38 protein-coding genes are annotated in these 23,179 nt (G+C 66.9%); all 38 read left to right on the top strand.

Going from position 1 to position 23,179, the window contains the following annotated elements; translation table 11 throughout:
• The 38 genes from KV396_RS02860 (at position 1) to KV396_RS02675 (ending at position 23,179) form a co-directional block, all read left to right on the top strand.
• The gene (locus KV396_RS02860; RefSeq protein WP_247956750.1) at positions 1-213 is read left to right on the top strand and encodes a hypothetical protein; all 213 of its coding nucleotides are present in this window, start codon (positions 1-3) and stop codon (positions 211-213) included.
• A gap of 777 nt (positions 214-990) precedes the next feature.
• Positions 991-1,299: a 30S ribosomal protein S10 gene (gene rpsJ, locus KV396_RS02855; RefSeq protein WP_030147986.1), complete on the top strand. Its 309-nt coding sequence runs from the start codon at positions 991-993 to the stop codon at positions 1,297-1,299.
• A gap of 8 nt (positions 1,300-1,307) precedes the next feature.
• Entirely contained in the window at positions 1,308-1,967 is a 660-nt protein-coding gene (gene rplC, locus KV396_RS02850) for a 50S ribosomal protein L3 (protein WP_247625181.1), read from the top strand.
• Positions 1,968-1,969: 2 nt separating this feature from the next.
• Positions 1,970-2,632, top strand: coding sequence for a 50S ribosomal protein L4 (gene rplD, locus KV396_RS02845; RefSeq protein WP_247956749.1), 663 nt, complete (start codon positions 1,970-1,972; stop codon positions 2,630-2,632).
• Entirely contained in the window at positions 2,629-2,952 is a 324-nt protein-coding gene (rplW, locus tag KV396_RS02840) for a 50S ribosomal protein L23 (RefSeq protein ID WP_247625179.1), read from the top strand. The genes rplD and rplW overlap by 4 nt, the downstream gene beginning before the upstream one ends.
• Positions 2,953-2,972: 20 nt before the next feature.
• Positions 2,973-3,812, top strand: coding sequence for a 50S ribosomal protein L2 (rplB, locus tag KV396_RS02835; protein ID WP_247625178.1), 840 nt, complete (start codon positions 2,973-2,975; stop codon positions 3,810-3,812).
• Positions 3,813-3,824: 12 nt separating this feature from the next.
• Positions 3,825-4,106, top strand: a complete 282-nt coding sequence (rpsS, locus tag KV396_RS02830; RefSeq protein ID WP_017201589.1) for a 30S ribosomal protein S19 — start codon at positions 3,825-3,827, stop codon at positions 4,104-4,106.
• Positions 4,106-4,504: a 50S ribosomal protein L22 gene (rplV, locus tag KV396_RS02825; RefSeq protein ID WP_247625177.1), complete on the top strand. Its 399-nt coding sequence runs from the start codon at positions 4,106-4,108 to the stop codon at positions 4,502-4,504. The genes rpsS and rplV overlap by 1 nt, the downstream gene beginning before the upstream one ends.
• Positions 4,504-5,259 carry a 30S ribosomal protein S3 gene (gene rpsC / locus KV396_RS02820; RefSeq protein WP_017201587.1) on the top strand — a complete coding sequence of 252 codons (756 nt, stop codon included), beginning with the start codon at positions 4,504-4,506 and terminating at the stop codon, positions 5,257-5,259. Before rplV ends, rpsC begins: the two co-directional genes overlap by 1 nt.
• Positions 5,259-5,678, top strand: coding sequence for a 50S ribosomal protein L16 (rplP, locus tag KV396_RS02815; protein ID WP_247625176.1), 420 nt, complete (start codon positions 5,259-5,261; stop codon positions 5,676-5,678). The genes rpsC and rplP overlap by 1 nt, the downstream gene beginning before the upstream one ends.
• Entirely contained in the window at positions 5,678-5,995 is a 318-nt protein-coding gene (gene rpmC, locus KV396_RS16785) for a 50S ribosomal protein L29 (RefSeq protein WP_050722500.1), read from the top strand. Before rplP ends, rpmC begins: the two co-directional genes overlap by 1 nt.
• Positions 5,995-6,312 carry a 30S ribosomal protein S17 gene (rpsQ, locus tag KV396_RS02805; RefSeq protein WP_247625175.1) on the top strand — a complete coding sequence of 106 codons (318 nt, stop codon included), beginning with the start codon at positions 5,995-5,997 and terminating at the stop codon, positions 6,310-6,312. The genes rpmC and rpsQ overlap by 1 nt, the downstream gene beginning before the upstream one ends.
• Positions 6,309-6,677 carry a 50S ribosomal protein L14 gene (gene rplN, locus KV396_RS02800; RefSeq protein WP_045253838.1) on the top strand — a complete coding sequence of 123 codons (369 nt, stop codon included), beginning with the start codon at positions 6,309-6,311 and terminating at the stop codon, positions 6,675-6,677. The genes rpsQ and rplN overlap by 4 nt, the downstream gene beginning before the upstream one ends.
• A gap of 3 nt (positions 6,678-6,680) precedes the next feature.
• Positions 6,681-7,040, top strand: a complete 360-nt coding sequence (gene rplX, locus KV396_RS02795) for a 50S ribosomal protein L24 (RefSeq protein ID WP_247625174.1) — start codon at positions 6,681-6,683, stop codon at positions 7,038-7,040.
• Entirely contained in the window at positions 7,040-7,630 is a 591-nt protein-coding gene (gene rplE, locus KV396_RS02790) for a 50S ribosomal protein L5 (RefSeq protein WP_247625173.1), read from the top strand. The genes rplX and rplE overlap by 1 nt, the downstream gene beginning before the upstream one ends.
• Positions 7,631-7,762: 132 nt before the next feature.
• Entirely contained in the window at positions 7,763-8,161 is a 399-nt protein-coding gene (gene rpsH / locus KV396_RS02785; RefSeq protein WP_247956748.1) for a 30S ribosomal protein S8, read from the top strand.
• 6 nt (positions 8,162-8,167) lie between these two features.
• A complete protein-coding gene (gene rplF, locus KV396_RS02780; protein WP_247634096.1) occupies positions 8,168-8,704 on the top strand; it encodes a 50S ribosomal protein L6 in 537 nt (178 codons plus the stop codon).
• 2 nt (positions 8,705-8,706) lie between these two features.
• Positions 8,707-9,066 (top strand): 50S ribosomal protein L18, encoded by a 360-nt coding sequence (gene rplR, locus KV396_RS02775; RefSeq protein ID WP_247625170.1) that lies wholly within the window; start codon positions 8,707-8,709, stop codon positions 9,064-9,066.
• 20 nt (positions 9,067-9,086) lie between these two features.
• Complete coding sequence (gene rpsE, locus KV396_RS02770; protein WP_282185367.1) at positions 9,087-9,764, top strand: 30S ribosomal protein S5; 678 nt, start codon at positions 9,087-9,089, stop codon at positions 9,762-9,764.
• A complete protein-coding gene (gene rpmD / locus KV396_RS02765; RefSeq protein ID WP_017201575.1) occupies positions 9,764-9,949 on the top strand; it encodes a 50S ribosomal protein L30 in 186 nt (61 codons plus the stop codon). The genes rpsE and rpmD overlap by 1 nt, the downstream gene beginning before the upstream one ends.
• Complete coding sequence (gene rplO / locus KV396_RS02760) at positions 9,949-10,584, top strand: 50S ribosomal protein L15 (protein WP_247634097.1); 636 nt, start codon at positions 9,949-9,951, stop codon at positions 10,582-10,584. Before rpmD ends, rplO begins: the two co-directional genes overlap by 1 nt.
• A 129-nt stretch (positions 10,585-10,713) precedes the next feature.
• The gene (secY, locus tag KV396_RS02755) at positions 10,714-12,036 is read left to right on the top strand and encodes a preprotein translocase subunit SecY (protein WP_247625168.1); all 1,323 of its coding nucleotides are present in this window, start codon (positions 10,714-10,716) and stop codon (positions 12,034-12,036) included.
• Entirely contained in the window at positions 12,033-12,629 is a 597-nt protein-coding gene (locus KV396_RS02750) for an adenylate kinase (RefSeq protein WP_247956747.1), read from the top strand. Before secY ends, KV396_RS02750 begins: the two co-directional genes overlap by 4 nt.
• A gap of 11 nt (positions 12,630-12,640) precedes the next feature.
• Positions 12,641-13,489 (top strand): type I methionyl aminopeptidase, encoded by an 849-nt coding sequence (gene map, locus KV396_RS02745; RefSeq protein WP_247625166.1) that lies wholly within the window; start codon positions 12,641-12,643, stop codon positions 13,487-13,489.
• Between the two features lie 161 nt (positions 13,490-13,650).
• Entirely contained in the window at positions 13,651-14,310 is a 660-nt protein-coding gene (locus KV396_RS02740; RefSeq protein ID WP_247956746.1) for a DsbA family protein, read from the top strand.
• Positions 14,311-14,535: 225 nt separating this feature from the next.
• Positions 14,536-14,757: a translation initiation factor IF-1 gene (infA, locus tag KV396_RS02735; protein WP_017201569.1), complete on the top strand. Its 222-nt coding sequence runs from the start codon at positions 14,536-14,538 to the stop codon at positions 14,755-14,757.
• 64 nt (positions 14,758-14,821) lie between these two features.
• Positions 14,822-14,938 (top strand): 50S ribosomal protein L36, encoded by a 117-nt coding sequence (rpmJ, locus tag KV396_RS02730; protein ID WP_005050492.1) that lies wholly within the window; start codon positions 14,822-14,824, stop codon positions 14,936-14,938.
• A gap of 133 nt (positions 14,939-15,071) precedes the next feature.
• The gene (gene rpsM, locus KV396_RS02725) at positions 15,072-15,446 is read left to right on the top strand and encodes a 30S ribosomal protein S13 (protein ID WP_017201568.1); all 375 of its coding nucleotides are present in this window, start codon (positions 15,072-15,074) and stop codon (positions 15,444-15,446) included.
• A 31-nt stretch (positions 15,447-15,477) separates the two neighbouring features.
• On the top strand, positions 15,478-15,876 hold the full coding sequence (gene rpsK / locus KV396_RS02720) for a 30S ribosomal protein S11 (protein ID WP_017829189.1): 399 nt from the start codon (positions 15,478-15,480) through the stop codon (positions 15,874-15,876).
• Between the two features lie 149 nt (positions 15,877-16,025).
• A complete protein-coding gene (locus KV396_RS02715) occupies positions 16,026-17,015 on the top strand; it encodes a DNA-directed RNA polymerase subunit alpha (protein WP_247625164.1) in 990 nt (329 codons plus the stop codon).
• A 33-nt stretch (positions 17,016-17,048) separates the two neighbouring features.
• Positions 17,049-17,582, top strand: coding sequence for a 50S ribosomal protein L17 (rplQ, locus tag KV396_RS02710; protein ID WP_247634100.1), 534 nt, complete (start codon positions 17,049-17,051; stop codon positions 17,580-17,582).
• An 83-nt stretch (positions 17,583-17,665) separates the two neighbouring features.
• Entirely contained in the window at positions 17,666-18,514 is an 849-nt protein-coding gene (locus KV396_RS02705; RefSeq protein ID WP_247956745.1) for an ion transporter, read from the top strand.
• 48 nt (positions 18,515-18,562) lie between these two features.
• Positions 18,563-19,366, top strand: a complete 804-nt coding sequence (locus KV396_RS02700; RefSeq protein ID WP_247625161.1) for a sulfite exporter TauE/SafE family protein — start codon at positions 18,563-18,565, stop codon at positions 19,364-19,366.
• A 50-nt stretch (positions 19,367-19,416) separates the two neighbouring features.
• Positions 19,417-19,863, top strand: a complete 447-nt coding sequence (locus tag KV396_RS02695; RefSeq protein WP_247634102.1) for an FAS1-like dehydratase domain-containing protein — start codon at positions 19,417-19,419, stop codon at positions 19,861-19,863.
• Positions 19,863-20,261: a MaoC/PaaZ C-terminal domain-containing protein gene (locus KV396_RS02690; protein ID WP_247634103.1), complete on the top strand. Its 399-nt coding sequence runs from the start codon at positions 19,863-19,865 to the stop codon at positions 20,259-20,261. Before KV396_RS02695 ends, KV396_RS02690 begins: the two co-directional genes overlap by 1 nt.
• A 14-nt stretch (positions 20,262-20,275) precedes the next feature.
• Positions 20,276-21,406, top strand: coding sequence for a UDP-N-acetylmuramate dehydrogenase (locus KV396_RS02685; RefSeq protein WP_247634417.1), 1,131 nt, complete (start codon positions 20,276-20,278; stop codon positions 21,404-21,406).
• A 7-nt stretch (positions 21,407-21,413) separates the two neighbouring features.
• Positions 21,414-22,019 (top strand): nicotinamide riboside transporter PnuC, encoded by a 606-nt coding sequence (pnuC, locus tag KV396_RS02680; RefSeq protein ID WP_247956744.1) that lies wholly within the window; start codon positions 21,414-21,416, stop codon positions 22,017-22,019.
• The gene (locus KV396_RS02675) at positions 22,016-23,179 is read left to right on the top strand and encodes an AAA family ATPase (protein WP_247956743.1); all 1,164 of its coding nucleotides are present in this window, start codon (positions 22,016-22,018) and stop codon (positions 23,177-23,179) included. Before pnuC ends, KV396_RS02675 begins: the two co-directional genes overlap by 4 nt.

The following is a 23,179-nucleotide window of genomic DNA, read 5'->3' as shown; positions in this document are numbered from 1 at the left end:
ATGGGTATCGAGGACGCCGTCAACAAGGGCAAGGACTTCGTCGAGCAGAACAAGGACAGGATCGCCGAGGCCGTGAAGAGCGAACAGGCCGAGGACATCAGCGACAAGGTCCTCGACGGCGTCGCCGACTTCGCCAAGAAGATCGCTCCGGGTGCGTCCGAGAAGATCGACGAGATCCGCGACGCGGCCGACAAGCAGGTCGGCAACCAGTAGTCGATCGCTGCGAGGGCGGTGATCTCCGGGAGGAGGTCGCCGCCCTCTGTCGTGCGCTGCGATATTCCGGCGGATGCTCGCGCGAGGACCCGCGGATGCGTAGACTGGAGCCGACCGCACTGGGGATAGGGCGGTCGGGGAGCCCGGAGGGGTCCGGACTCCTGAAGCACGCGGCTCGTCCGCGTTCAACTGGGGAATGCGATCTTGGGGATCATCTTGCGACGTGCGCACTCGCTGCGCGCCTTCGTCACCCCGCCTGCACGGCGGCGTCATCGCCGTGCCCTCGATCGAGGATCTCGGCGTCCCTTCACGCCGGATTCCTCGCGTTCGGTGTGCCCCCTCGCACTGAACGCCCTCCCCGAACGGGGCGAGGCATGGGGATGCCTCGCCCCGTTCTCACCTCGCGGCTGAGGCTTCGACGGCGGCGCGACACGCCCGGGTTTGCGCAAGTGAAATACCCCGTGGCAGAATAAACAGGTTCGACATTTCGGTGCGCTCAGCGTGCGCCGAATCACTGCCAGGGCAGTGCATAGACGGTGTCTCCTCTGAGAGGCGCAGGGTTCTAGGCCGCGGGTAGCAGAACACACAACCCCGACACCTTCCTTTCGAGGACTTCGCCGTGCGCGGCGGAGGTCGGGATGACAGCAGAACAGTGGTGCGCAGAACGACTCCCCGGAGTCGTTCGAGTGCCGAGGCGTGAACAGCGCCGACGTGCGTCCAATGCCCCTGAGCCACCGGGTTCAGGCCGGTAAGACGCTTAAAGAGAGTGAGCAGACAATGGCGGGACAGAAAATCCGCATTCGCCTGAAGTCGTATGACCACGAGGTCATCGACTCGTCGGCACGCAAGATCGTCGACACCGTGACCCGTGCGGGCGCGACCGTCGTCGGCCCCGTGCCGCTTCCGACCGAGAAGAACGTCGTGTGCGTCATCCGGTCGCCCCACAAGTACAAGGACAGCCGCGAGCACTTCGAGATGCGCACCCACAAGCGTCTGATCGACATCGTCGACCCGACGCCCAAGGCCGTCGACTCGCTGATGCGTCTCGACCTCCCGGCCGATGTCAACATCGAGATCAAGCTCTGAGGTTCGACATGGCTGACATCAACGCAAAGATTTCCAAGGGCATGCTCGGCACGAAGCTCGGCATGACCCAGGTGTGGAACGAGAGCGGCAAGCTCGTCCCCGTCACCGTCATCGAGCTCGCACCGAACGTGGTCACCCAGGTTCGTACCCCCGAGAAGGACGGCTACAACGCCGTGCAGATCGCGTACGGCCAGATCGACCCCCGCAAGGTGAACAAGCCCCTCACGGCTCACTTCGAGGCCGCCGGCGTCACGCCGCGCCGCCACGTCACCGAGATCCGCACCGCGGATGCTGCTGACTACTCACTCGGTCAGGAGCTCACGGTCGACGGCACGTTCGAGGCCGGCCAGCTCGTCGACGTCGTCGGCACGAGCAAGGGCAAGGGCTTCGCCGGTGTCATGAAGCGTCACAACTTCAAGGGCGTCTCGGCATCGCACGGTTCGCACCGCAACCACCGCAAGCCCGGCTCCATCGGCGCATCGTCGACCCCGAGCCGCGTCTTCAAGGGCATGCGCATGGCCGGCCGTATGGGTGGCGAGCGCGTGACCGTCCTCAACCTCACGGTGCACGCCATCGACATCGAGAAGGGTCTGATGCTCGTCAAGGGCGCCGTCCCCGGTGCTCGTGGCCGCATCGTCTACGTCCGCAACGCAGTGAAGGGTGCCTGATCATGGCTGACTCGACTCTCGCGCTCGACGTCCTCAAGGCAGACGGCAAGAAGGCAGGCTCGATCGAGCTTCCCGCCGCGCTGTTCGACGTCAAGACGAACATTCCGCTGATCCACCAGGTCGTCGTCGCGCAGCTCGCGGCGGCTCGCCAGGGAACCCACTCGACCAAGCGTCGCGGTGAGGTCTCCGGTGCCGGCCGCAAGCCCTTCAAGCAGAAGGGTACGGGTAACGCCCGTCAGGGTTCCATCCGCGCGCCGCACATGACCGGTGGTGGCATCGTGCACGGCCCCAAGCCGCGCGACTACTCGCAGCGCACGCCCAAGAAGATGATCGCCGCCGCCCTCCTGGGTGCGCTCAGCGACCGCTTCCGCGGTGACCGCCTGCACGCGATCGACAGCTTCGGCACCGAGGGTTCGCCCTCGACCAAGGCAGCCGCGGGTTTCCTCGGCCAGGTCGCCACGTCCAAGAACGTGCTGGTCGTCATCGAGCGCGGCGACGAGCTCGCGCTCAAGAGCCTGCGCAACCTCGGTCACGTGCACCTGCTGTCGTTCGACCAGCTCAACGCCTACGACGTGCTCGTCTCCGACGACATCGTCTTCACCCAGGCCGCGCTCGAAGGCTTCATCGCCTCCAAGTCCGGCGCCAACCAGGAGGTCTCCGCATGAGCGAGCAGGCATCTGTTCTCCAGACGGCCCTGAACAAGGACCCGCGCGACGTCATCCTGAAGCCGGTCGTGTCCGAGAAGAGCTACGGCCTGATCGATGAGGGCAAGTACACCTTCCTCGTCGACCCGCGTGCTTCGAAGACCGAGATCAAGCTCGCCATCGAGAAGATCTTCGGCGTCAAGGTCGCGTCCGTCAACACGCTCAACCGCGTCGGCAAGGCCCGTCGCACCCGCTTCGGCACCGGCAAGCGCAAGGACACCAAGCGCGCCATCGTGACCCTGAAGTCGGGCACCATCGACATCTTCACGGCAATCGGCTGATCCGGGGGATAAGGACAATCATGGCAATTCGCAAGTACAAGCCCACGACCCCGGGCCGTCGCGGCTCGTCGGTGGCTGACTTCGCCGAGATCACCCGATCGACGCCGGAGAAGTCGCTGCTGCGCCCGCTCTCGAAGACCGGTGGTCGTAACAACCAGGGGCGCATCACGACCCGTCACATCGGTGGTGGCCACAAGCGCCAGTATCGCGTCATCGACTTCCGTCGCAATGACAAGGACGGCGTGAACGCCAAGGTCGCTCACATCGAGTACGACCCCAACCGCACGGCTCGCATCGCGCTGCTGCACTACTTCGACGGTGAGAAGCGCTACATCCTCGCTCCGGCGAAGCTGAAGCAGGGCGACATCATCGAGTCCGGCGCGGGTGCCGACATCAAGCCGGGAAACAACCTCCCGCTGAAGAACATCCCGACGGGTACCGTCATCCACGCGATCGAGCTCCGCCCCGGCGGCGGCGCGAAGATGGCGCGTTCGGCCGGAGCATCCGTCCGTCTCGTCGCCAAGGACGGCCCCTACGCCCAGCTGCGTCTGCCCTCGGGCGAGATCCGCAACGTCGATGCGCGCTGCCGCGCGACCATCGGCGAGGTCGGCAACGCCGAGCAGTCGAACATCAACTGGGGTAAGGCCGGCCGTATGCGCTGGAAGGGCGTTCGCCCGACCGTGCGTGGTGTCGCCATGAACCCGGTCGACCACCCGCACGGTGGTGGTGAGGGTAAGACCTCCGGTGGTCGTCACCCGGTCTCCCCGTGGGGTCAGGCTGAGGGTCGCACCCGTCACGCCAACAAGGAAAGCGACAAGTACATCGTGCGTCGTCGTAACGCCGGCAAGAAGCGCAAGTAGGAGTAAGAGAAGATGCCTCGCAGTCTTAAGAAGGGCCCCTTCGTCGACGAGCACCTGCTTCGCAAGGTGGTCGTGCAGAACGAAGCCGGCACCAAGAACGTCATCAAGACCTGGTCCCGCCGGTCCATGATCATCCCGGCCATGCTGGGTCACACGATCGCGGTCCACGACGGACGCAAGCACATCCCTGTGTTCGTCTCCGAGACCATGGTCGGTCACAAGCTGGGCGAGTTCGCGCCCACCCGCACCTTCCGCGGCCACGAGAAGGACGACAAGAAGGGGCGGCGCCGCTAATGGTCGAATCGATCGCACGCGTGAAGCACATCCGCGTGACCCCGCAGAAGGCTCGTCGTGTCGTCGCGCTCATCAAGGGCAAGCAGGCCCAGGAAGCTCTCGCGATCCTCAAGTTCGCACAGCAGAGCGCCAGTGAGCCGATCTACAAGCTTGTCGCGTCGGCCATGGCCAACGCACAGGTGAAGGCGGATCGCGACGGCGAGTACCTCGACGAGCAGGACCTGTACGTGGCCAACGCGTACGTCGACGAGGGCACGACGCTCAAGCGTTTCCAGCCCCGTGCACAGGGTCGCGCTTTCCAGATCAAGAAGCGCACGAGCCACATCACGGTCGTGCTCTCGACGCCGGAGGCGGCTGCGCCCGCTGCCGGTGACAGCAACAAGAAGGCGAGCAAGTAATGGGACAGAAGGTAAACCCGTACGGCTTCCGTCTCGGCATCACCACGGACCACGTGTCGCGCTGGTTCTCGGACTCGACGAAGCCGGGTCAGCGTTACGCCGACTACGTCGCCGAGGACATCAAGATCCGCAACCTGCTGAAGACGCAGCTCGACCGCGCCGGTGTCTCGAACATCGAGATCGAGCGCACCCGTGACCGCGTCCGCGTCGACATCCACACCGCCCGTCCGGGCATCGTGATCGGTCGTCGTGGCGCCGAGGCCGAGCGCATCCGCGGCGACCTCGAGAAGCTCAGCGGCAAGCAGATCCAGCTGAACATCCTCGAGGTCAAGAACCCCGAGGCCGACGCTCAGCTGGTCGCACAGGGAATCGCCGAGCAGCTCTCCGCACGTGTGGCCTTCCGCCGCGCGATGCGCAAGGGCCTGCAGGGCGCCCAGCGTGCCGGTGCCAAGGGCATCCGCATCCAGGTCTCCGGCCGCCTCGGCGGCGCGGAGATGAGCCGGTCGGAGTTCTACCGCGAGGGTCGTGTGCCGCTGCACACGCTCCGTGCGAACATCGACTACGGCTTCTACGAGGCCAAGACCACCTTCGGCCGCATCGGCGTCAAGGTCTGGATCTACAAGGGCGACCTGACCGCGAAGGAGCTCGCTCGCGAGCAGGCCAACGCACCCAAGGCTCGTCGTGACGACCGTGGTGGCGACCGCCGCCGTGCCCCGCGCAACGAGGCACCTGTTGCAGAAGGAGCGTCTGCCTGATGCTTATTCCCCGTAAGGTCAAGTTCCGCAAGCAGCACCACCCGGGTCGCTCGGGTCAGGCCACCGGTGGCACGAAGGTCTCCTTCGGTGACTTCGGCATCCAGGCCCTGACGCCCGCTTACGTGACGAACCGTCAGATCGAGTCCGCTCGTATCGCGATGACCCGTCACATCAAGCGTGGTGGAAAGGTGTGGATCAACATCTACCCCGACCGTCCGCTCACGAAGAAGCCTGCCGAGACCCGCATGGGTTCCGGTAAGGGTTCCCCCGAGTGGTGGGTCGCCAACGTCAAGCCGGGTCGCGTCCTCTTCGAGGTCGCCGGTGTCGACGAGCAGCTCGCCCGTGAGGCACTCACGCGAGCCATTCACAAGCTGCCGCTGAAGGCACGCATCATCAAGCGCGAGGAGGGCGACGCGTAATGGCGATCGGCACCAAGGAGCTCGCTCCGGCAGAGCTCGACACGTTCGAAGACCAGCGCCTCGTTGAGGAGCTGCGCAAGGCCAAGGAGGAGCTGTTCAACCTCCGTTTCCAGTCGGCCACCGGCCAGCTGGAGAGCCACGGCCGCATCCGCGCCGTCAAGCGCGACATCGCGCGCCTCTACACCGTGATCCGCGAGCGCGAGCTGGGCATCCGTGCGACGCCCGCTCCGGTCGAGGCTCCGGCCAAGAAGGCGTCCAAGTCGAAGGCGAAGAAGGCGGATGCCGCCGACGACGCCGTGAAGGAAGAGGCTGAGTGATGGCCACCAAGAAGGAAGCCGCCGTCGAGGCTGAGCACGCTGCTCACGATGTGCGCGATGCGGATGCCCGTGGGTACCGCAAGTCGCGTCGTGGCTACGTCGTCAGCGACAAGATGGACAAGACCATCGTGGTCGAGGTCGAGGACCGCGTGAAGCACCCGCTTTACGGCAAGGTCATCCGCCGCACCTCGAAGGTCAAGGCGCACGATGAGGCGAACACCGCCGGCATCGGCGACCTGGTCCTGATCAACGAGACCCGCCCGCTCAGCGCCACGAAGCGCTGGCGTCTGGTGGAGATTCTGGAGAAGGCCAAGTGATTCAGCAGGAGTCCCGCCTCAAGGTCGCCGACAACACCGGCGCCAAGGAGCTGCTCACGATTCGCGTGCTCGGTGGCTCGAAGCGCCGCTACGCCGGCGTGGGCGACACCATCGTCGCGACGGTTAAGGACGCGATCCCGGGCGGCAACGTCAAGAAGGGCGACGTCGTCAAGGCGGTCATCGTCCGCACCGTCAAGTCCACGCGCCGTCCCGACGGCTCGTACATCAAGTTCGACGAGAACGCCGCCGTCATCCTGAAGAACGACGGGGAGCCCCGCGGCACCCGTATCTTCGGACCGGTCGGCCGTGAGCTTCGTGACAAGAAGTTCATGAAGATCGTCTCGCTGGCGCCGGAGGTTATCTAAGTCATGGCGAAGATCAAGAAGGGTGACCTCGTTCAGGTCATCACGGGCGCCAAGCCCGAGCGCGGCGGAGACCGCGGCAAGCAGGGCAAGGTCCTCGAGATCCTTGCCGAGCGCAACCGCATCATCGTCGAGGGCGTGAACTACGTCACCAAGCACACCCGCGTCGGCCAGACGCAGCGTGGCACCAAGACCGGTGGCCTCGAGACCGTCGAGGCTCCCATCCACATCTCGAACGTCGCACTCGTCGACCCTTCGACCAAGAAGCCGACCAAGGTCGGCCACCGGGTCGAGGAGCAGACGAAGGACGGCGTGAAGCGCACCGTCCGCGTGCGGTTCGCGAAGAAGTCAGGTAAGGACCTCTGATGGCAACCACCGACGCCGCGGTGGCTGGCAAGATCCAGCCCCGCCTGAAGGCGAAGTACAACGCCGAGATCAAGAAGGCTCTGCAGGACGAGTTCGGCTACGCCAACGTCATGCAGATCCCCGGACTGGTCAAGGTCGTCGTGAACACCGGTGTCGGCGAGGCAGCTCGCGACAGCAAGGTGATCGACGGCGCGGTCGACGATCTCACCAAGATCACCGGCCAGAAGCCGATCGTCACGAAGGCCCGCAAGTCCATCGCGCAGTTCAAGCTGCGCGAGGGCCAGGCCATCGGCGCGCACGTCACCCTCCGCGGTGACCGCGCGTGGGAATTCGTGGACCGCCTCGTCTCGCTCGCACTGCCCCGTATCCGCGACTTCCGCGGTCTCTCGGCCAAGCAGTTCGACGGCAACGGCAACTACACCTTCGGTCTCCAGGAGCAGAGCGTGTTCCACGAGATCGATCAGGACAAGATCGACCGGGTTCGCGGTTTCGACATCACCGTCGTCACCACCGCGAAGACGGATGACGAGGGCCGGGCACTGCTCCGCCACCTCGGCTTCCCGTTCCGCTCGGAAGACGCACAGGCGTAACACCCTCGACGGGCTCAGTGGTCATGTGTCACTGAGCCCGTCGATGTGTGCGTACAATTGAAGATTGCGTGTCATCGCAGGCCGTCTGTCGTGTAACGGCAGCCGGAACCTCATGAACAAAGGAAAACAACAATGACAATGACAGACCCGGTCGCAGATCTGCTGACCCGTCTGCGTAACGCGAACTCGGCGCACCACGATTCCGTGACCCTGCCGTCGAGCAAGCTCAAGACGCACATCGCCGAGATCCTCCAGCAGGAGGGTTACATCTCCGGATGGGAGACCTCGGACGCCCGCGTGGGTCAGAACCTCACGCTGACGCTGAAGTACGGCCCGAACCGCGAGCGGTCGATCGCCGGCATCAAGCGCGTATCGAAGCCCGGCCTCCGCGTCTACGCGAAGTCCACCGAGCTCCCGCGCGTCCTCGGCGGCCTCGGCGTGGCCATCCTGTCCACCTCCTCCGGTCTCCTCACCGACCGTCAGGCAGAGCAGAAGGGCGTGGGCGGAGAAGTTCTCGCCTACGTGTGGTAATTCGAAATGTCGCGTATTGGACGACTTCCCATCGACGTTCCCGCGGGCGTGACCGTTTCGGTCACCGGCCGCGAGGTCGCGGTGAAGGGCCCCAAGGGTGAACTCACCCTCACGGTGGCCAGCCCCATCGAGGTCGCGGTCGAGGAGAACCAGGTTCTGGTCACCCGTCCCGACGACGAGCGCGAGTCGCGGTCGCTTCACGGCCTGACCCGCACGCTCATCAACAACAACATCATCGGCGTGACCCAGGGCTACACCAAGGGTCTCGAGGTCGTCGGCACCGGTTACCGCGTCCAGCAGAAGGGCGGCTCGGTCGAGTTCGCCCTCGGCTTCTCGCACCCGGTCCTGATCGACCCGCCGGCGGGGATCACGCTCACGGTCGAGGGCACGAACAAGCTCACCGTCAGCGGTATCGACAAGCAGGCTGTCGGCGAGGCAGCTGCCAACATCCGCAAGATCCGTAAGCCGGAGCCCTACAAGGGCAAGGGCGTCCGCTACGCCGGCGAGAACGTGCGTCGCAAGGCCGGAAAGAGTGGTAAGTAACCATGGCTCTCAAGTCAAAGTCCGACGCCCGCGCGCGTCGTCACGCCCGCCTTCGCAAGAAGGTCGTCGGCACCGAGGTGCGTCCGCGCCTCGTCGTCAACCGTTCGGCCCGCCACGTCTTCGTCCAGCTGGTCGACGACAGCAAGGGTCACACCGTCGCGTCGGCATCGACGCTCGAGACCGACCTGCGCGGCTTCGAGGGTGACAAGACCGCCAAGGCCCGCAAGGTCGGCGAGCTCGTCGCCGAGCGCGCGAAGGCCGCCGGCGTTTCCGAGGCAGTGTTCGACCGTGGCGGTAACCGCTACGCCGGTCGTGTCGCCGCCATCGCCGATGGCGCCCGCGAAGGGGGTCTGGCACTGTGAGTGACAACAAGGAGAACGAAGTGACCGAAGCGGCTGCTGCCACTTCCGAGACGGCCGCCGGCACCACGCAGGCAGAGCCGACTCGCGACCAGCGCGACGGTCGTCGCGGTGGCCGCGGTGACCGCAACCAGGGTGGCCGCGACCGCAACTCGCGCGACCGTGGTGACAACCAGTTCCTGGAGCGCGTCGTCACCATCAACCGTGTCTCGAAGGTCGTGAAGGGTGGTCGTCGCTTCAGCTTCACCGCTCTCGTGGTCGTCGGTGACGGCAACGGTCTGGTGGGCGTCGGCTACGGCAAGGCCCGTGAGGTCCCTCTGGCGATCTCGAAGGGTGTCGAAGAGGCCAAGCGCAACTTCTTCCGCGTTCCGCGCGTCGGCAGCACCATCCCGCACCCCGTGCAGGGTGAGGCTGCGGCCGGTGTCGTGCTGCTGCGTCCGGCTGCCGCCGGTACCGGAGTTATCGCCGGTGGTCCCGTCCGCGCCGTGCTCGAGTGCGCCGGCATCCACGACGTCCTGTCGAAGTCGCTCGGTTCGTCGAACACGATCAACATCGTGCACGCGACCGTCGCCGCCCTGAAGCAGCTCGAGGAGCCCCGTGCGGTCGCCGCGCGTCGTGGCCTCGAGTTCGACCAGGTGGCACCGGCGCGTCTTGTCCGCGCCGAGGCCGAGGCCATCGCCGCACAGAAGGTAGGTGCCTGATGGCCGCCCGGCTCAAGGTCACGCAGATCAAGTCCAAGGTGAGCGAGAAGCAGAACCAGCGCGACACGCTGCGCAGCCTCGGTCTCAAGCGGATCGGTGACACCACCGTCCGCCCCGACGACGCGCAGACGCGCGGTTACGTCAAGACCGTCGCACACCTCGTCAAGGTTGAGGAGATCGACTAATGGCTGAGAAGAACGAGGCCGTCGAGGCCGAGAAGGCCACGAAGAAGGCTGCAGCCCCCAAGGCCGCCGCCGAGAAGAAGCCCGCCGCGAAGAAGGCTCCGGCCAAGACCGCTGCGGCCGACGCCAAGGCTGAGGCTCCTGCCAAGAAGCCGGCTGCCAAGAAGGCTGCGCCGAAGGCGGATGCTCCGGCATCGCGTCCCGGCGTGCTGAAGGTGCACCACCTGCGTCCCGTCCCCGGATCCAACACCGCCAAGACTCGCGTCGGCCGTGGTGAGGGCTCGAAGGGTAAGACCGCCGGTCGTGGAACCAAGGGCACCAAGGCGCGCAACACCGTTCGCGTCGGTTTCGAGGGTGGGCAGATGCCGCTGCACATGCGCACCCCGAAGCTGCGCGGGTTCAAGAACCCGTTCCGCGTCGAGTACCAGGTCGTGAACCTGGAGAAGCTCGCGGAGCTCTACCCCCAGGGTGGAGACGTCACCATCAGCGACCTGGTCGCCAAGGGTGCGGTTCGGAAGAACGAGAAGGTCAAGGTTCTGGGCAACGGCGACATCGCCGTGAAGCTCACCGTCGCGGTCGACAAGGTCTCGGGTTCTGCCGAGCAGAAGATCGTGGCTGCGGGCGGTTCCGTCAAGTAACCACAGCAGGGAAGGGGTCGGAGATTCTCCGGCCCCTTCTGTGCACATGGATGCCGAGTACCGCGTTTAGGTTACTCTGGTCTTTCAGCCGCCCATCGGTCGCGGCAACCCCTTTCAGGAGGCACGTTCTTGTTTAGCGCCATCGCGCGGATCTTCCGCACTCCCGACCTGCGTCGGAAGATCGGTTTCACCCTGGCCATCATCGCCATCTACCGACTCGGCTCCAACGTTCCCGCTCCGTTCGTGAACTTCCCGAACGTCGAGGAGTGCCTCGCGGCCAACAACGGGACCGAGGGTCTCCTCGGTCTGGTCAACCTCTTCTCGGGTGGCGCACTCCTGCAGCTGTCGATCTTCGCGCTGGGTGTCATGCCCTACATCACCGCGACGATCATCACGCAGCTCCTGCGCGTGGTCATCCCGCACTTCGAGGCGCTGCACAAGGAAGGCCAGGCCGGCCAGGCCCGCCTCACCCAGTACACGCGTTACCTCACCATCGCCCTCGCGCTGCTGCAGTCGACGACTCTCGTCACCGTCGCGCGCAGCGGCCAGCTGTTCGGCACGACCGATCTCGCGGCCTGCCAGAACCTGCTCACGAACGACGTCTGGTGGGCACAGCTGCTCATCATCATGGCGATGACCGCCGGCACCGGCCTCATCATGTGGTTCGCCGAGCTCGTCACCGAGCGCGGCGTCGGCAACGGCATGTCGCTCCTCATCTTCACCTCGATCGCCGCGACCTTCCCCGGTGCGATGAGCCTCATCTGGCAGACGAAGGGCTTCGAGGTCTTCCTGCTCGTGCTGCTCGTCGGAATCATCGTCATGGGTCTCGTCGTGTTCGTCGAGCAGTCGCAGCGGCGCATCCCGGTGCAGTACGCCAAGCGGATGGTCGGACGCCGTACCTACGGCGGCACCAACACCTACATCCCGATCAAGGTCAACATGGCCGGTGTGATCCCGGTCATCTTCGCCTCGTCGCTGCTGTACATCCCCGCGCTCATCGCGCAGTTCAACACCCCGCAGGACGGCTCGACGCCCGCCGCGTGGGTCACCTGGATCAGCACGTACTTCACCACGGGCAACCACCCGATCTACATGGCGGCGTACTTCCTGCTCATCATCGGCTTCACCTACTTCTACGTCGCGATCACGTTCAACCCGGTCGAGGTCGCTGACAACATGAAGAAGTACGGCGGTTTCATCCCCGGCATCCGCGCGGGTCGTCCGACCGCCGAGTACCTCGATTACGTCCTGACGCGCATCACGCTGCCGGGCTCGATCTACCTGGGTCTGATCGCCCTCATCCCGCTGATCGCCCTGGCGACGGTCGGCGCCAACCAGAACTTCCCGTTCGGTGGCGCGTCGATCCTCATCATCGTCGGTGTGGGTCTCGAGACGGTCAAGCAGATCGACGCCCAGCTGCAGCAGCGTCACTACGAAGGGCTCCTCCGATGACGGCATCCGCACGTCTCCTGATCGTCGGCCCGCAGGGCTCCGGCAAGGGCACGCAGGGCGTGCGCATCGCCGAGACCTTCGGCATCCCCGTTGTCTCGACGGGCGACATCTTCCGCGCCAACATCAAGGGCGGCACGGAGCTCGGACAGAAGGTGACCGCGATCCTCGACCGCGGCGACCTGGTCCCCGACGAGCTGACGGGCGAGATCGTGCGCGATCGTCTGGCGCAGGACGACGCCGCGAACGGCTTCCTCCTCGACGGGTATCCGCGCAACACGGCTCAGGTCGGCCACCTCGAGGAGTTCCTCGCGGGACGTGGCGAGTCGCTCGACGCCGTGATCCTCCTCGACGTGCCGCGCGACGAGAGCATCTCGCGTCTGAGCCTCCGTGCGATCGAGCAGGGGCGCTCCGACGACACCGAAGACGCGATCGCCCACCGGCTCGACATCTACGAGCGAGAGACCGCTCCGATCATCGACGTCTACAGCGAGAAGGGCATCGTCGACCGAATCGACGGCGTCGGCTCGCTCGACGAGATCACGGAGCGCATCGTCGCCGCGCTCGACGCACGCGGTCTGCGCGTCGCCGTCTGAGCGGCCCCGAGATGTTCCGCCGGTCGATCTACAAGACCCCGGCCCAGCTCCGATCGATGGTCGAGCCCGGGCTGATCACGGCGGCGGCGCTCGACGCCGTCCGTCCGCTGATCCGCCCCGGGGTGACGACGCTCGAGCTCGACGCCGAGGCGAATCGCGTGATCCTCGCTCGCGGCGCGGAATCGAACTTCCAGCTCGTGCGCGGTTACCACCACACGATCTGCGTCTCGGTCAACGAGCAGGTCGTGCACGGCATCCCCGGCGATCTGGTGCTGCAGCCCGGCGACATCGTCTCGGTCGACTGCGGTGCGCAGTACCAGGGGTGGAACGGCGACAGTGCGATCACCGTCGTCGTGCCCGACGAGACGCGACCGGACGTCGTCGCGAATCGCGAGGAGCTCTCGCGCGTGACGGAAGGGTCCATGTGGGCCGGCATCGCCGCGATGGCGACCGCCTCGCATCTCGGTGACCTGGGCGCCGCGATCCAGGGGTACATCGAGGCCCAGGGCCCCTCCGCCGTGTCGGGGGAGACCTACGGCATCCTGCGCGAGTACGTCGGCCATGGCATCGGCCGCAAGATGCACGAGGCGCCGAGCGTCTTCAACTACCGCACGCCCGACCCCGGAGCCGAGGTGAAGCCGGGCCTCGTGCTCGCGATCGAGCCGATGGTGACCGCGGGCGGCGAGGAGACGTTCATCGAGGACGACGACTGGACCGTCTCGACCGTCGACGGCTCGGACGGCTCGCACTGGGAGCACAGCGTCGCCGTGCACGAGAACGGGCTCTGGGTGCTCACCGCCCCCGACGGCGGCGCGGCGGGCCTCGCGCCCTTCGGCGTGACGCCGGTTCCCGTCGCCTGACGCTCCCGACTCGCGTCTCATCGGCTGCCCCCGGCATCCGTTACGCAAGCGTGAACTGCAGGCAAGGTTCGCCTCACACGAACCCCATAGGCTGATGCAGGAAGATCACAGGGTACTTGCGTCCGCAATAACTGCGGCGAGACCGAGAGAAACGGAAGACAATGGCAGCGGCGAAGAGCAACACCAACTGGTTCGCGATCGGGGTGTCCGCAGCAGTCGTCGTCGTGCTGGTCGTCCTCGGCGGGCTCGTGGTGTTCCTGAACAACCAGGCCACGGCCCCCGGCGTCGCCCCCGAGGGTGGCAACGTCAACCAGGAGACCGGCGCGATCAGCTTCGGTGGCGGCGATGACGAGGTCGACGTCTTCGTCGACTTCATGTGCCCCATCTGCGGCGACTTCGAAGACGCGTACGGGGCACAGCTCCAGTCCGCCGCCGCGAGCGATGACATCACGCTGAACATCCACCCGATCTCGATCCTCGACCGGTACTCGCAGAACACGAAGTACTCGACCCGTGCCGCGGGCGCCGCGTACTGCGTCGCCGAGAACGCGCCGGACTCGTTCCTCGACTTCTTCAACTTCATGTTCGCCAACCAGCCGCAGGAGAACACCGCCGGCTACACCGACGAAGAGCTCGCGTCCTACGCCGAGCAGGTCGGGGCGGGTGCGGCAGCCGACTGCATCGCGGACGGCACCTACATGAACTTCGTTCGCGACCAGACGAACCAGCACGAGATCCAGGGCACGCCCACCGTCGAGATCAACGGTGAGCGCATCGAGAACGCCGACATCCAGTCGCGCTTCGCGCAGATCCTGCCCTGAGCGGATCCGCATCACGACGAGGGCGGTCCCGTCGCGGGGCCGCCCTCATCGCGAGCACGGCGGGCGACGCGCGGATGCTTCCGGCTCAGGTTGCCGGATGCCCCGACGTCGTCTAACATAGATCTTTGGTGCCTTGCGCACTGATTCGGCGTGTCCGTCGGCGCAGCACCAACAAACCAATCACCCACCGCAGATCGACCGGTCTGCAGAAGCGTCAGCGAGGCTATGGCTAAGAAAGACGGTGTCATCGAGATCGAGGGCGTGATCTCCGAGGCTCTTCCCAACGCGATGTTCCGCGTTGAGCTCAGCAACGGACACAAGGTCCTGGCAACGATCTCCGGCAAGATGCGGCAGAACTACATCCGTATCATCCCCGAGGACCGCGTGGTCGTGGAGCTCAGCCCCTACGACCTCACCCGCGGCCGTATCGTCTACCGCTACCGCTGATCGGTCGAGAAGTAACGGCCTGCCCCGCAGCGGGGCGGTACGAAGACAGCGAACAGGAAACATCATGAAGGTCAACCCCAGCGTCAAGCCCATCTGCGATCACTGCAAGGTGATCCGCCGCCACGGCCGCGTCATGGTGATCTGCAAGAGCAACCCGCGCCACAAGCAGCGCCAGGGCTGATCACTCTTCTGATCTGACACACAACTGAATACACGAACGGCAGGATCAGATCCCACGAGAGTGGGGGACACCTCGGGGCGGAGGCCCGGGCACCGATCCTGTTCCACACCTCCACAACACCCAGGAGAACCGCATGGCACGTCTTGCCGGCGTTGACATCCCGCGCGACAAGCGCGTGGTGATCGCCCTTACCTACATCTACGGCGTCGGCCGTACCCGCTCGGTCGAGATCCTCAAGGCGACCGACATCGATGAGAGCATCCGCGTGAAGGACCTCAGCGACGACCAGCTGATCGCCCTCCGCGACCACATCGAAGGCAACTACAAGGTGGAGGGTGACCTCCGCCGTGAGGTCGCCGCAGACATCCGCCGCAAGGTCGAGATCGGCTCCTACGAGGGCATCCGCCACCGTCGTGGTCTCCCGGTCCGCGGTCAGCGCACCAAGACCAACGCCCGTACCCGCAAGGGCCCGAAGCGCACCGTCGCCGGCAAGAAGAAGGCCCGCTAAGCGCGGCCCCAGGGACTAGGAGAACACTTTCATGGCTGCACCCAAGGCCGCCGCGCGCAAGCCGCGCCGCAAGGAAAAGAAGAACATCGCGCTGGGCCAGGCCCACATCAAGTCGACGTTCAACAACACGATCGTCTCGATCACCGACCCGTCCGGCGCCGTCATCGCGTGGGCATCGTCGGGTGGCGTGGGCTTCAAGGGCTCGCGCAAGTCGACCCCGTACGCCGCCGGCATGGCAGCCGAGTCGGCTGCCCGCCAGGCCGCCGAGCACGGCGTCAAGAAGGTCGACGTCCTCGTGAAGGGTCCGGGCTCCGGCCGCGAGACCGCGATCCGCTCGCTCCAGGCCGCCGGCCTCGAGGTGGGCTCGATCCAGGACGTCACCCCGCAGGCGCACAACGGATGCCGCCCGCCGAAGCGTCGCCGCGTCTGATCCGGCTCGCGAGCCGCTCGCCCCGTCCCGTTCTCTGAGCGGTCGGGGCCGAGCGGCTCGCCCGCCCGTTCGCGGGCATCGACTTCCACAACTCAAGACCTCACCCACCACATGTCATATAGCGGTCATGTGATCGAAAGGAACACAGAGTGCTCATTGCACAGCGTCCCACACTCACCGAGGAAAAGATCGTCGAGAACCGGAGCCGGTTCATCATCGAGCCTCTGGAGCCCGGCTTCGGATACACGATCGGCAACGCGCTGCGTCGCAGCCTGCTGTCGTCGATCCCCGGTGCCGCTGTCACCAGCGTCCGTCTCGACGGCGTGCTGCACGAGTTCAGCACGATCCCCGGTGTGAAGGAGGATGTCACCGAGATCATCCTCAACATCAAGCAGCTGGTCGTCTCCTCGGAGCGCGACGAGCCCATCACCGCGTACCTGCGCAAGACCGGTGCGGGCGAAGTGACCGCCGCTGACATCTCGGCTCCGGCCGGTGTCGAGGTGCACAACCCCGAGCTCGTCATCGCGACGCTCAACGACACCGCGAAGTTCGAGCTCGAGCTCACGATCGAGCGTGGCCGTGGCTACGTCTCGGCGACGCAGAACCGCAACGAGTACGCCGAGGCCGGTCAGATCCCGATCGACTCGATCTACTCGCCGGTCCTCAAGGTGAGCTACCGCGTCGACGCGACCCGTGCCGGGGAGCGCACCGACTTCGACAAGCTCGTCCTGGACGTCGAGACGAAGAACTCGATCAGCCCCCGCGACGCCGTCGCTTCGGCTGCCAAGACGCTCACCGAGCTGTTCGGTCTCGCTCGCGAGCTGAACGTCGAGGCCGAGGGCATCGAGATCGGCCCGGCGCCGGTGGAGGCTGTGAACTCCAGCGAGCTGTCGATGCCGATCGAGGACCTCGACCTGTCGGTCCGCTCGTACAACTGCCTGAAGCGTGAGGGCATCAACACCGTTTCCGAGCTCGTCGCCCTGTCGGAGACGCAGCTCATGAACATCCGCAATTTCGGCCAGAAGTCGGTCGACGAGGTGCGCGACAAGCTCATCTCGCTCGGTCTGTCGCTCAAGGATTCGGTGCCCGGTTTCGACGGCGCCCACTTCTACGGCGGCAGCGAAGACGAGTCCTTCTGATACCCGACCTTTCTGACCAGGAGTTAGACGATTATGCCCAAGCCCACTAAGGGTCCCCGCCTCGGAGGCGGCCCCGCCCACGAGCGCCTGCTGCTTGCCAACCTCGCCGCTGCGCTGTACACCCACAAGTCGATCAAGACGACCGAGACGAAGGCCAAGCGCCTGCGTCCGCTCGCCGAGCGTCTCATCACCTTCGCCAAGCGCGGAGACCTGCACGCACGCCGTCGCGTGCTCTCGGTCATCGGTGACAAGGAAGTCGTGCACACGCTCTTCACCGAGATCGCTCCGCTGGTCGCTGACCGCGAGGGTGGCTACACGCGCATCACCAAGGTCGGCAACCGCAAGGGCGACAACGCTCCCATGGCCGTGATCGAGCTCGTCCTCGAGCCCGTCACGCCGAAGGCGAAGTCGACCAAGAAGGCCGCTGCCGCCCCCCAGGCGGAGAAGCCGGCCGAGGAGGCTCCCGCCGAGGAGACCGCCGAGGTCGTCGAGGAGGCTCCCGCCGAGGAGGCTCCCGCCGCCGAAGACACCACCGAGGCGCCTGCCGCCGAGGAGAAGTCCGAGTAATCACTCGACTCGAGAGAAGCCCGTCACCTCTGAGGTGGCGGGCTTCTTCGCGTGTACGGCGGACGGCATGAAAGGATTCCGTCATGCGAACGGACGCCTGGCACTCGCGAGCGGCGGCGGGACGCTTCGTGCTCTCGTCGCCGGTGCAGACCTTCATCATCGTCGTCATCCTCGTCAACGCCGTGATCCTCGGGCTGGAGACCTCCCCGGCGGTGACGGAGTCGTTCGGCGGGCTGCTGCACGTGCTCGACCAGATCTGTCTCGGCATCTTCCTGATCGAGATCGCGCTCAAGCTGTACGCCGAACGCCTGGGGTTCTTCCGCAACGCGTGGAACGTGTTCGACTTCCTGGTGATCGGCGTGGCCCTGATCCCGGGCGCCGACGGCTTCGCGGTGCTGCGGGCGCTGCGGGTGCTGCGGGTGCTGCGTCTGATCTCGGTGATCCCTTCGCTGCGTCGTGTCGTCGACGCGCTCGTGCGTGCGGTGCCCGGCATCGTCTCCATCGCGGCGCTGCTGGTGATCGTGTTCTACGTCGGTGCGGTGATGTCGACGATGCTCTTCGGGGCGCGCTTCCCCGAGTACTTCGGTGACATGGGGGCGTCGCTCTTCTCGCTCTTCCAGATCATGACGCTCGACTCCTGGAGCGCGATCGCGCGGACGGTGAGCGCCGAGATCCCCTGGGCGCCGGCGTTCTTCGTGCCCTTCGTGCTGATCAGCGCGCTCACGGTCCTCAACCTGTTCATCGCGGTGATCGTCGACGCGATGCAGGGCCTCGACGAGGACCGCGTCCGCAACGGCGAGGCCCCCGTCCACGAGGTGACCGTCGGCGGTCACGGCGAGGCGGCGGTGCTCGCCGAACTGCGCGAGCTGCGCGCGCAGGTCGCGCACCTGACGCAGAGCCTCGAGTCCGGCGCACGCCCCGCGCGGGAGTAGGCTGGCGGACGGTGCGGCCACGTCCAGGGCCGCGTGAGAAGGAGAGACGTGAACGACGCGGCCACGAGACCGTTCCGCGGACCGCGGGCCTATACGACGTTCATCGGGATCGGCCTGCTCGCCGGCCTCCTCTCCGGACTCTTCGGGGTCGGCGGCGGCACGGTGATCGTCCCGCTGCTGGTGCTGTTCCTGCACTTCGATCAGCGCCTCGCGGCCGGTACCTCGCTCGCCGCGATCGTCCCCACCGCGGCCGTCGGTGTGATCTCGTACGCCGCCTCGGGGTCCGTCGCATGGGTCCCCGCCCTGATCCTCGCCGCGGGCGCCGTCGTCGGCGCCCAGATCGGCACCCGCCTGCTGCCGCGCATCTCGCAGACCGCCCTGCGCTGGGGCTTCGTGGGTTTCCTCCTCGTCGTGATCGTGAGCCTCTTCCTCGTGATCCCCTCGCGGGATGCGCCCTTCGATCTCACCTGGATCTCGGGCATCGCGCTCGTCGTCGTCGGCGTGGGCACCGGTGTGCTCGCGGGCCTCATCGGCGTGGGCGGGGGTGTGATCGTCGTTCCGGTGCTCATGCTCGCCTTCGGCACGAGCGACCTGGTCGCCAAGGGCACGTCGCTCCTCATGATGATCCCCACCGCGGTCTCCGGCACGTTCGGCAATCTCCGCAACCGCAACGTCGATCTGCTCGCCGCCGCGCTCATCGGCGTCGCCGCCTGCACCACGACCGCGCTCGGCGCCTGGCTCGCGACGCTGATCGATCCCGGCACGGGCAACATCCTCTTCGCGGCATATCTCGTCGTGATCGCGGTGCAGATGGCGCTCAAGGCGATCCGGGGCCGCAAGAAGAAGGACTGACCGCACCGGCGGGCGGGGCGGCTGTCGGCGACCCTCGATAGGATCGAGGGGTGCCAGTGAACCCAGAACTGGTCGGCCGGGAGTTCCCGCCGACGCCCCCGTACCTCGTCGGTCGTGAGAAGGTGCGCGAGTTCGCCCGCGCCGTCTTCGCCGATGCTCCGCAGCACACCGACGTCGAGGCGGCCCGCGCGGCCGGCTTCGCGGACGTGGTCGCGCCCCCGACGTTCCCGATGGTCATCCAGGACCTCACGCTCCAGCAGCTCCTGGGCGCCGAGGACTCGGGCATCGTGCTGGCGCGCACCATCCACGCCGAGCAGCGCTTCGCGTACACGCGGCCGATCGTCGCGGGTGACGAGCTCAGCGCGCAACTGCGGGTCACCGGCATCCGCATGATGGCCGGCAACGCGCTCATCACGAGCGAGGCCGAGATCACGGATGCCGCAGGTGCCCATGTCGTGACCGCGACCAGCGTGCTGCTGGTCGGAGAGGGGGAGTGATGGCGTACTCGATCGGAGACGTGATCGCCGAGCGCACCGTGCACCTGACGCGCGAGTCGCTCGTCCGTTACGCCGGGGCCTCCGGCGACTTCAACCCCATCCACTACCGCGACGACGTCGCCGCCTCCGTCGGGCTGCCCGGCGTGCTCGCGCACGGCATGCTCACGATGGGGATCGCCTCGTCGGTGGTCGTCGCGGCCCTCGACCCGCAGACCCGCATCCTCGACTACGGGGTGCGCTTCACCAAGCCCGTCGTCGTCGACCCTGAGCACGGTGCCGACGTGAACGTGCTGGCCACGATCGGCGCCGTCGATGAGGCGTCCGCGCGCGTCGACCTCAAGGTCACCTTCGGCGAGGCCACCGTGCTCGTCAAGGCGCAGCTGCGCATCGCGGTCTGATGGGCGACGCCGAGGTGCACGAGATCACGCCGATCCCGCTTTCCGCGCTCACCACCATCGCCACGGGCGGTGCGCCCGAGCGCATGCTCGACGCCACGACCGCCGAGGGGCTCGTCAGCGCGCTCCGCGAGACATGGTCGCGCGGCGACGAGTGGTTCGTGCTCGGCGGAGGGTCGAACCTCTTCGTCGGCGACGAGCAGTTCGAGGGCACCGTCATCCGGGTGCTCACCCGCGGCATCGACGAGCTGCCCTCGCCTCACGAGGGCCGTATCCGGCTGCGCGCCCAGGCGGGACACGGGTGGGACGAACTCGTCGCGTACGCGGTCGAACACGGCTACGCCGGGCTTGAGGCGATGAGCGGCATCCCCGGCACCGTCGGGGCCGCTCCCGTGCAGAACATCGGGGCGTACGGGCAGGAGATCCAGGAGACCCTGGTCGAGGTCGAGCTGATCGACGCGGCGACCGGCGAGATCTCGACGGTCCCCGCCTCTGAGCTGGGCCTCGGGTTCCGCACCTCGGTGCTCAAGCACCACTACGGCAGCGAGCCCGAGCGGCGGGCCGTGATCCTGTCGATCACGGTCGATCTGCTGGTCGCACGGGAGCGCATCGTGCGCGGTGAGCAGCTGCGCCGGGCGCTGACCCTCGGCGACGACGCCCCCGTGCCGCTGTCGTGGGTGCGCGAGCGCATCCTCGCCACGCGCGCCTCGAAGGGGATGCTGTGGGATCAGGTCGATCCCGACACGCACGGCGTCGGATCGTTCTTCCAGAACGCGATCGTCACCGAGACCGTCGCCCGCGCCCTCCCGCCGGAGTGTCCGCGCTGGCCGGTCTCACCCGACCTCGACACCGTCACCGTCATCCCGCTCGCGTCCTACGGAGGTCTGATCCCGGCACCGGCGCGTGAAGCGGCTGACGTCAAGGTGAGCGCCGCGTGGCTCATCGAGCAGGCCGGCATCCGCAAGGGGTTCAAGCTGCCGCGTTCGCGCGCCTCGGTGTCGACCAAGCACGCGCTCGCCCTCACGAACCGGGGCGGCGCGACCGCCGCGGAGGTCGCCGAGCTCGCGCGCTTCATCCAGAGCCGGGTGCACAGCGAGTTCGGTCTCGTGCTGCAGCCCGAGCCGGTTCTCGTCGGCGTCGAGCTCTAGGCCCGTCGTGCTCGACTGGCTGATCGCCGAGTGGCAGCAGGTGCTCGGTTTCGTGACCGGCGCGGTCTGCGTGCTCCTGGCGGGGCTCCGCAACGTGTGGACGTATCCGATCGGCATCGCCAACAACGTCGTGCTCTTCGTCGTCTTCCTCGGCGCGGGTGTCTACGCCGCCGCCGGCCTGCAGGCGGTCTACCTCGTGATGGGCGTGCACGGCTGGTGGCGGTGGACGCGGGGTGAGGAACAGAGTCGCACCTACATCGCGAGCACTCCGCGCCGGGCGGTGCCGTGGCTGGTGCTCGCGGGGATCGCCGGTGCTGCTGTGCTGGTGTGGGTGCTCACGTCGTTCACCGATTCGGAGGTGGCGGTCGCGGATGCGCTCACCACCTCGGCGAGCCTCGTCGCGCAGTACATGCTCAACCGCAAGTGGATCCAGAACTGGTTCGTCTGGATCGGCGTCGACGTCGTGATCATCGGCATCTCGATCGTCACCGGGCTGTGGGTCATCGCCGCGCTGTACCTGCTCTTCATCGGCCTGTGCGTGTTCGGCTTCACCTCGTGGCGCCGAGTGGCGGCCGACGAGCGGGAGCGCGAACGCGTCGAGGCGCCCGCGTGACGGCCGCCGCACCGCGCCGTGAGGGTCACGGGCTCGTGATCGGCAAGTTCTATCCGTTCCACAGCGGGCATTCGCACCTCATCCGCGAGGCCGAACGGCGCAGCGATCGCGTCACCGTGCAGGTGCTCGGAGCATCCGTCGAATCGATCCCGCTCGAGACGCGCGCCGACTGGATCCGTGAATCGCACCCCGGCGCTCGGGTCGTGGCGGCGATGGACGACGCCCCGGTGGACTTCGGATCGGATGCCGCGTGGCGCGAGCACCTCGCCGTGATCGAGTCGCTGCTCGACGGACCCGTCGACACCGTCTACTCGTGCGACGCGTACGGCGGAGAACTCGCGCAGCGCCTCGGTACGCACTGGGTGCGCATCGACGAGGGCCGACGGATCAACCCGGTGTCGGGCACGGCGATCCGCGCCGACCCCGCGGCGCTCTGGCACGAACTCGCGCCGGCCGTGCGGGCGTCGCTCACTCCCCGGGTCGTCGTTCTCGGCGCCGAGTCGACCGGGTCGACGACGCTCGCCGAGGCGCTGGCCGCGCACCTCGGCACGCTGTGGGTGCCCGAGTACGGGCGGGAGCACTCCGAGGTGCGCGAGGGCGGACTCGAGGCACCCTGGCGCAGCGACGAGTTCGACCTCATCGTCGACCGGCAGATCGCCCTCGAGGAGCGGGCGCTGCGCCGTGTGCCGCGGCCGGTGCTGGTGTGCGACACCGATGTGCTCGCGACCGCGCTCTGGCACGAGCGCTACGTCGGCACGGTCGCCGAGCGCCTGCACCGCGCCGCCGACGGCCACCGCCCCCTCCTCTACGTGCTCACGGGCGACGAGATCCCGTTCGAACAGGACGGCATGCGCGACGGCGAGCACATCCGCCACGACATGCAGCAGCGCTTCCGCGATGTCCTCGCCGCGCAGCCGGTGCCCTGGCTCGAGGTGCGCGGCGACGTGCCGGCGCGCGTGCAGGCCGCGGCATCCGCTCTCGAACCGCTGCTGGCCGCGCACCTGAGCTTCGCGATCCCGCTCGAGGCGCGCCCGATGGACGAGCAGCGCGCCCTGCAGCGCGCGGCTGCGCACAGCGCGGCTGCGCACAAGTCGGAAACGAACCGCGCGGACGCGCACGGTGCGGACGGTCGGACCGGAGAGGGCGACGGGAGGCCCTGA

It is taken from the genome of Microbacterium galbinum, from assembly GCF_023101185.1.
GTDB classification, from domain to species: domain Bacteria; phylum Actinomycetota; class Actinomycetes; order Actinomycetales; family Microbacteriaceae; genus Microbacterium; species Microbacterium galbinum.
The sequence above is the reverse complement of the archived record's forward strand: the minus strand, read 5'-3'. Positions and strand labels throughout refer to the sequence as shown.

Coding starts and splice junctions, on each gene's coding strand:
- KV396_RS02860 (WP_247956750.1), top strand. CDS start 1: ATGGGTATCGAGGACGCCGTCAACAAGGGCAAGGACTTCGTCGAGCAG.
- rpsJ (WP_030147986.1), top strand. CDS start 991: ATGGCGGGACAGAAAATCCGCATTCGCCTGAAGTCGTATGACCACGAG.
- rplC (WP_247625181.1), top strand. CDS start 1,308: ATGGCTGACATCAACGCAAAGATTTCCAAGGGCATGCTCGGCACGAAG.
- rplD (WP_247956749.1), top strand. CDS start 1,970: ATGGCTGACTCGACTCTCGCGCTCGACGTCCTCAAGGCAGACGGCAAG.
- rplW (WP_247625179.1), top strand. CDS start 2,629: ATGAGCGAGCAGGCATCTGTTCTCCAGACGGCCCTGAACAAGGACCCG.
- rplB (WP_247625178.1), top strand. CDS start 2,973: ATGGCAATTCGCAAGTACAAGCCCACGACCCCGGGCCGTCGCGGCTCG.
- rpsS (WP_017201589.1), top strand. CDS start 3,825: ATGCCTCGCAGTCTTAAGAAGGGCCCCTTCGTCGACGAGCACCTGCTT.
- rplV (WP_247625177.1), top strand. CDS start 4,106: ATGGTCGAATCGATCGCACGCGTGAAGCACATCCGCGTGACCCCGCAG.
- rpsC (WP_017201587.1), top strand. CDS start 4,504: ATGGGACAGAAGGTAAACCCGTACGGCTTCCGTCTCGGCATCACCACG.
- rplP (WP_247625176.1), top strand. CDS start 5,259: ATGCTTATTCCCCGTAAGGTCAAGTTCCGCAAGCAGCACCACCCGGGT.
- rpmC (WP_050722500.1), top strand. CDS start 5,678: ATGGCGATCGGCACCAAGGAGCTCGCTCCGGCAGAGCTCGACACGTTC.
- rpsQ (WP_247625175.1), top strand. CDS start 5,995: ATGGCCACCAAGAAGGAAGCCGCCGTCGAGGCTGAGCACGCTGCTCAC.
- rplX (WP_247625174.1), top strand. CDS start 6,681: ATGGCGAAGATCAAGAAGGGTGACCTCGTTCAGGTCATCACGGGCGCC.
- rplE (WP_247625173.1), top strand. CDS start 7,040: ATGGCAACCACCGACGCCGCGGTGGCTGGCAAGATCCAGCCCCGCCTG.
- rpsH (WP_247956748.1), top strand. CDS start 7,763: ATGACAATGACAGACCCGGTCGCAGATCTGCTGACCCGTCTGCGTAAC.
- rplF (WP_247634096.1), top strand. CDS start 8,168: ATGTCGCGTATTGGACGACTTCCCATCGACGTTCCCGCGGGCGTGACC.
- rplR (WP_247625170.1), top strand. CDS start 8,707: ATGGCTCTCAAGTCAAAGTCCGACGCCCGCGCGCGTCGTCACGCCCGC.
- rpmD (WP_017201575.1), top strand. CDS start 9,764: ATGGCCGCCCGGCTCAAGGTCACGCAGATCAAGTCCAAGGTGAGCGAG.
- rplO (WP_247634097.1), top strand. CDS start 9,949: ATGGCTGAGAAGAACGAGGCCGTCGAGGCCGAGAAGGCCACGAAGAAG.
- KV396_RS02750 (WP_247956747.1), top strand. CDS start 12,033: ATGACGGCATCCGCACGTCTCCTGATCGTCGGCCCGCAGGGCTCCGGC.
- map (WP_247625166.1), top strand. CDS start 12,641: ATGTTCCGCCGGTCGATCTACAAGACCCCGGCCCAGCTCCGATCGATG.
- KV396_RS02740 (WP_247956746.1), top strand. CDS start 13,651: ATGGCAGCGGCGAAGAGCAACACCAACTGGTTCGCGATCGGGGTGTCC.
- infA (WP_017201569.1), top strand. CDS start 14,536: ATGGCTAAGAAAGACGGTGTCATCGAGATCGAGGGCGTGATCTCCGAG.
- rpmJ (WP_005050492.1), top strand. CDS start 14,822: ATGAAGGTCAACCCCAGCGTCAAGCCCATCTGCGATCACTGCAAGGTG.
- rpsM (WP_017201568.1), top strand. CDS start 15,072: ATGGCACGTCTTGCCGGCGTTGACATCCCGCGCGACAAGCGCGTGGTG.
- rpsK (WP_017829189.1), top strand. CDS start 15,478: ATGGCTGCACCCAAGGCCGCCGCGCGCAAGCCGCGCCGCAAGGAAAAG.
- rplQ (WP_247634100.1), top strand. CDS start 17,049: ATGCCCAAGCCCACTAAGGGTCCCCGCCTCGGAGGCGGCCCCGCCCAC.
- KV396_RS02705 (WP_247956745.1), top strand. CDS start 17,666: ATGCGAACGGACGCCTGGCACTCGCGAGCGGCGGCGGGACGCTTCGTG.
- KV396_RS02690 (WP_247634103.1), top strand. CDS start 19,863: ATGGCGTACTCGATCGGAGACGTGATCGCCGAGCGCACCGTGCACCTG.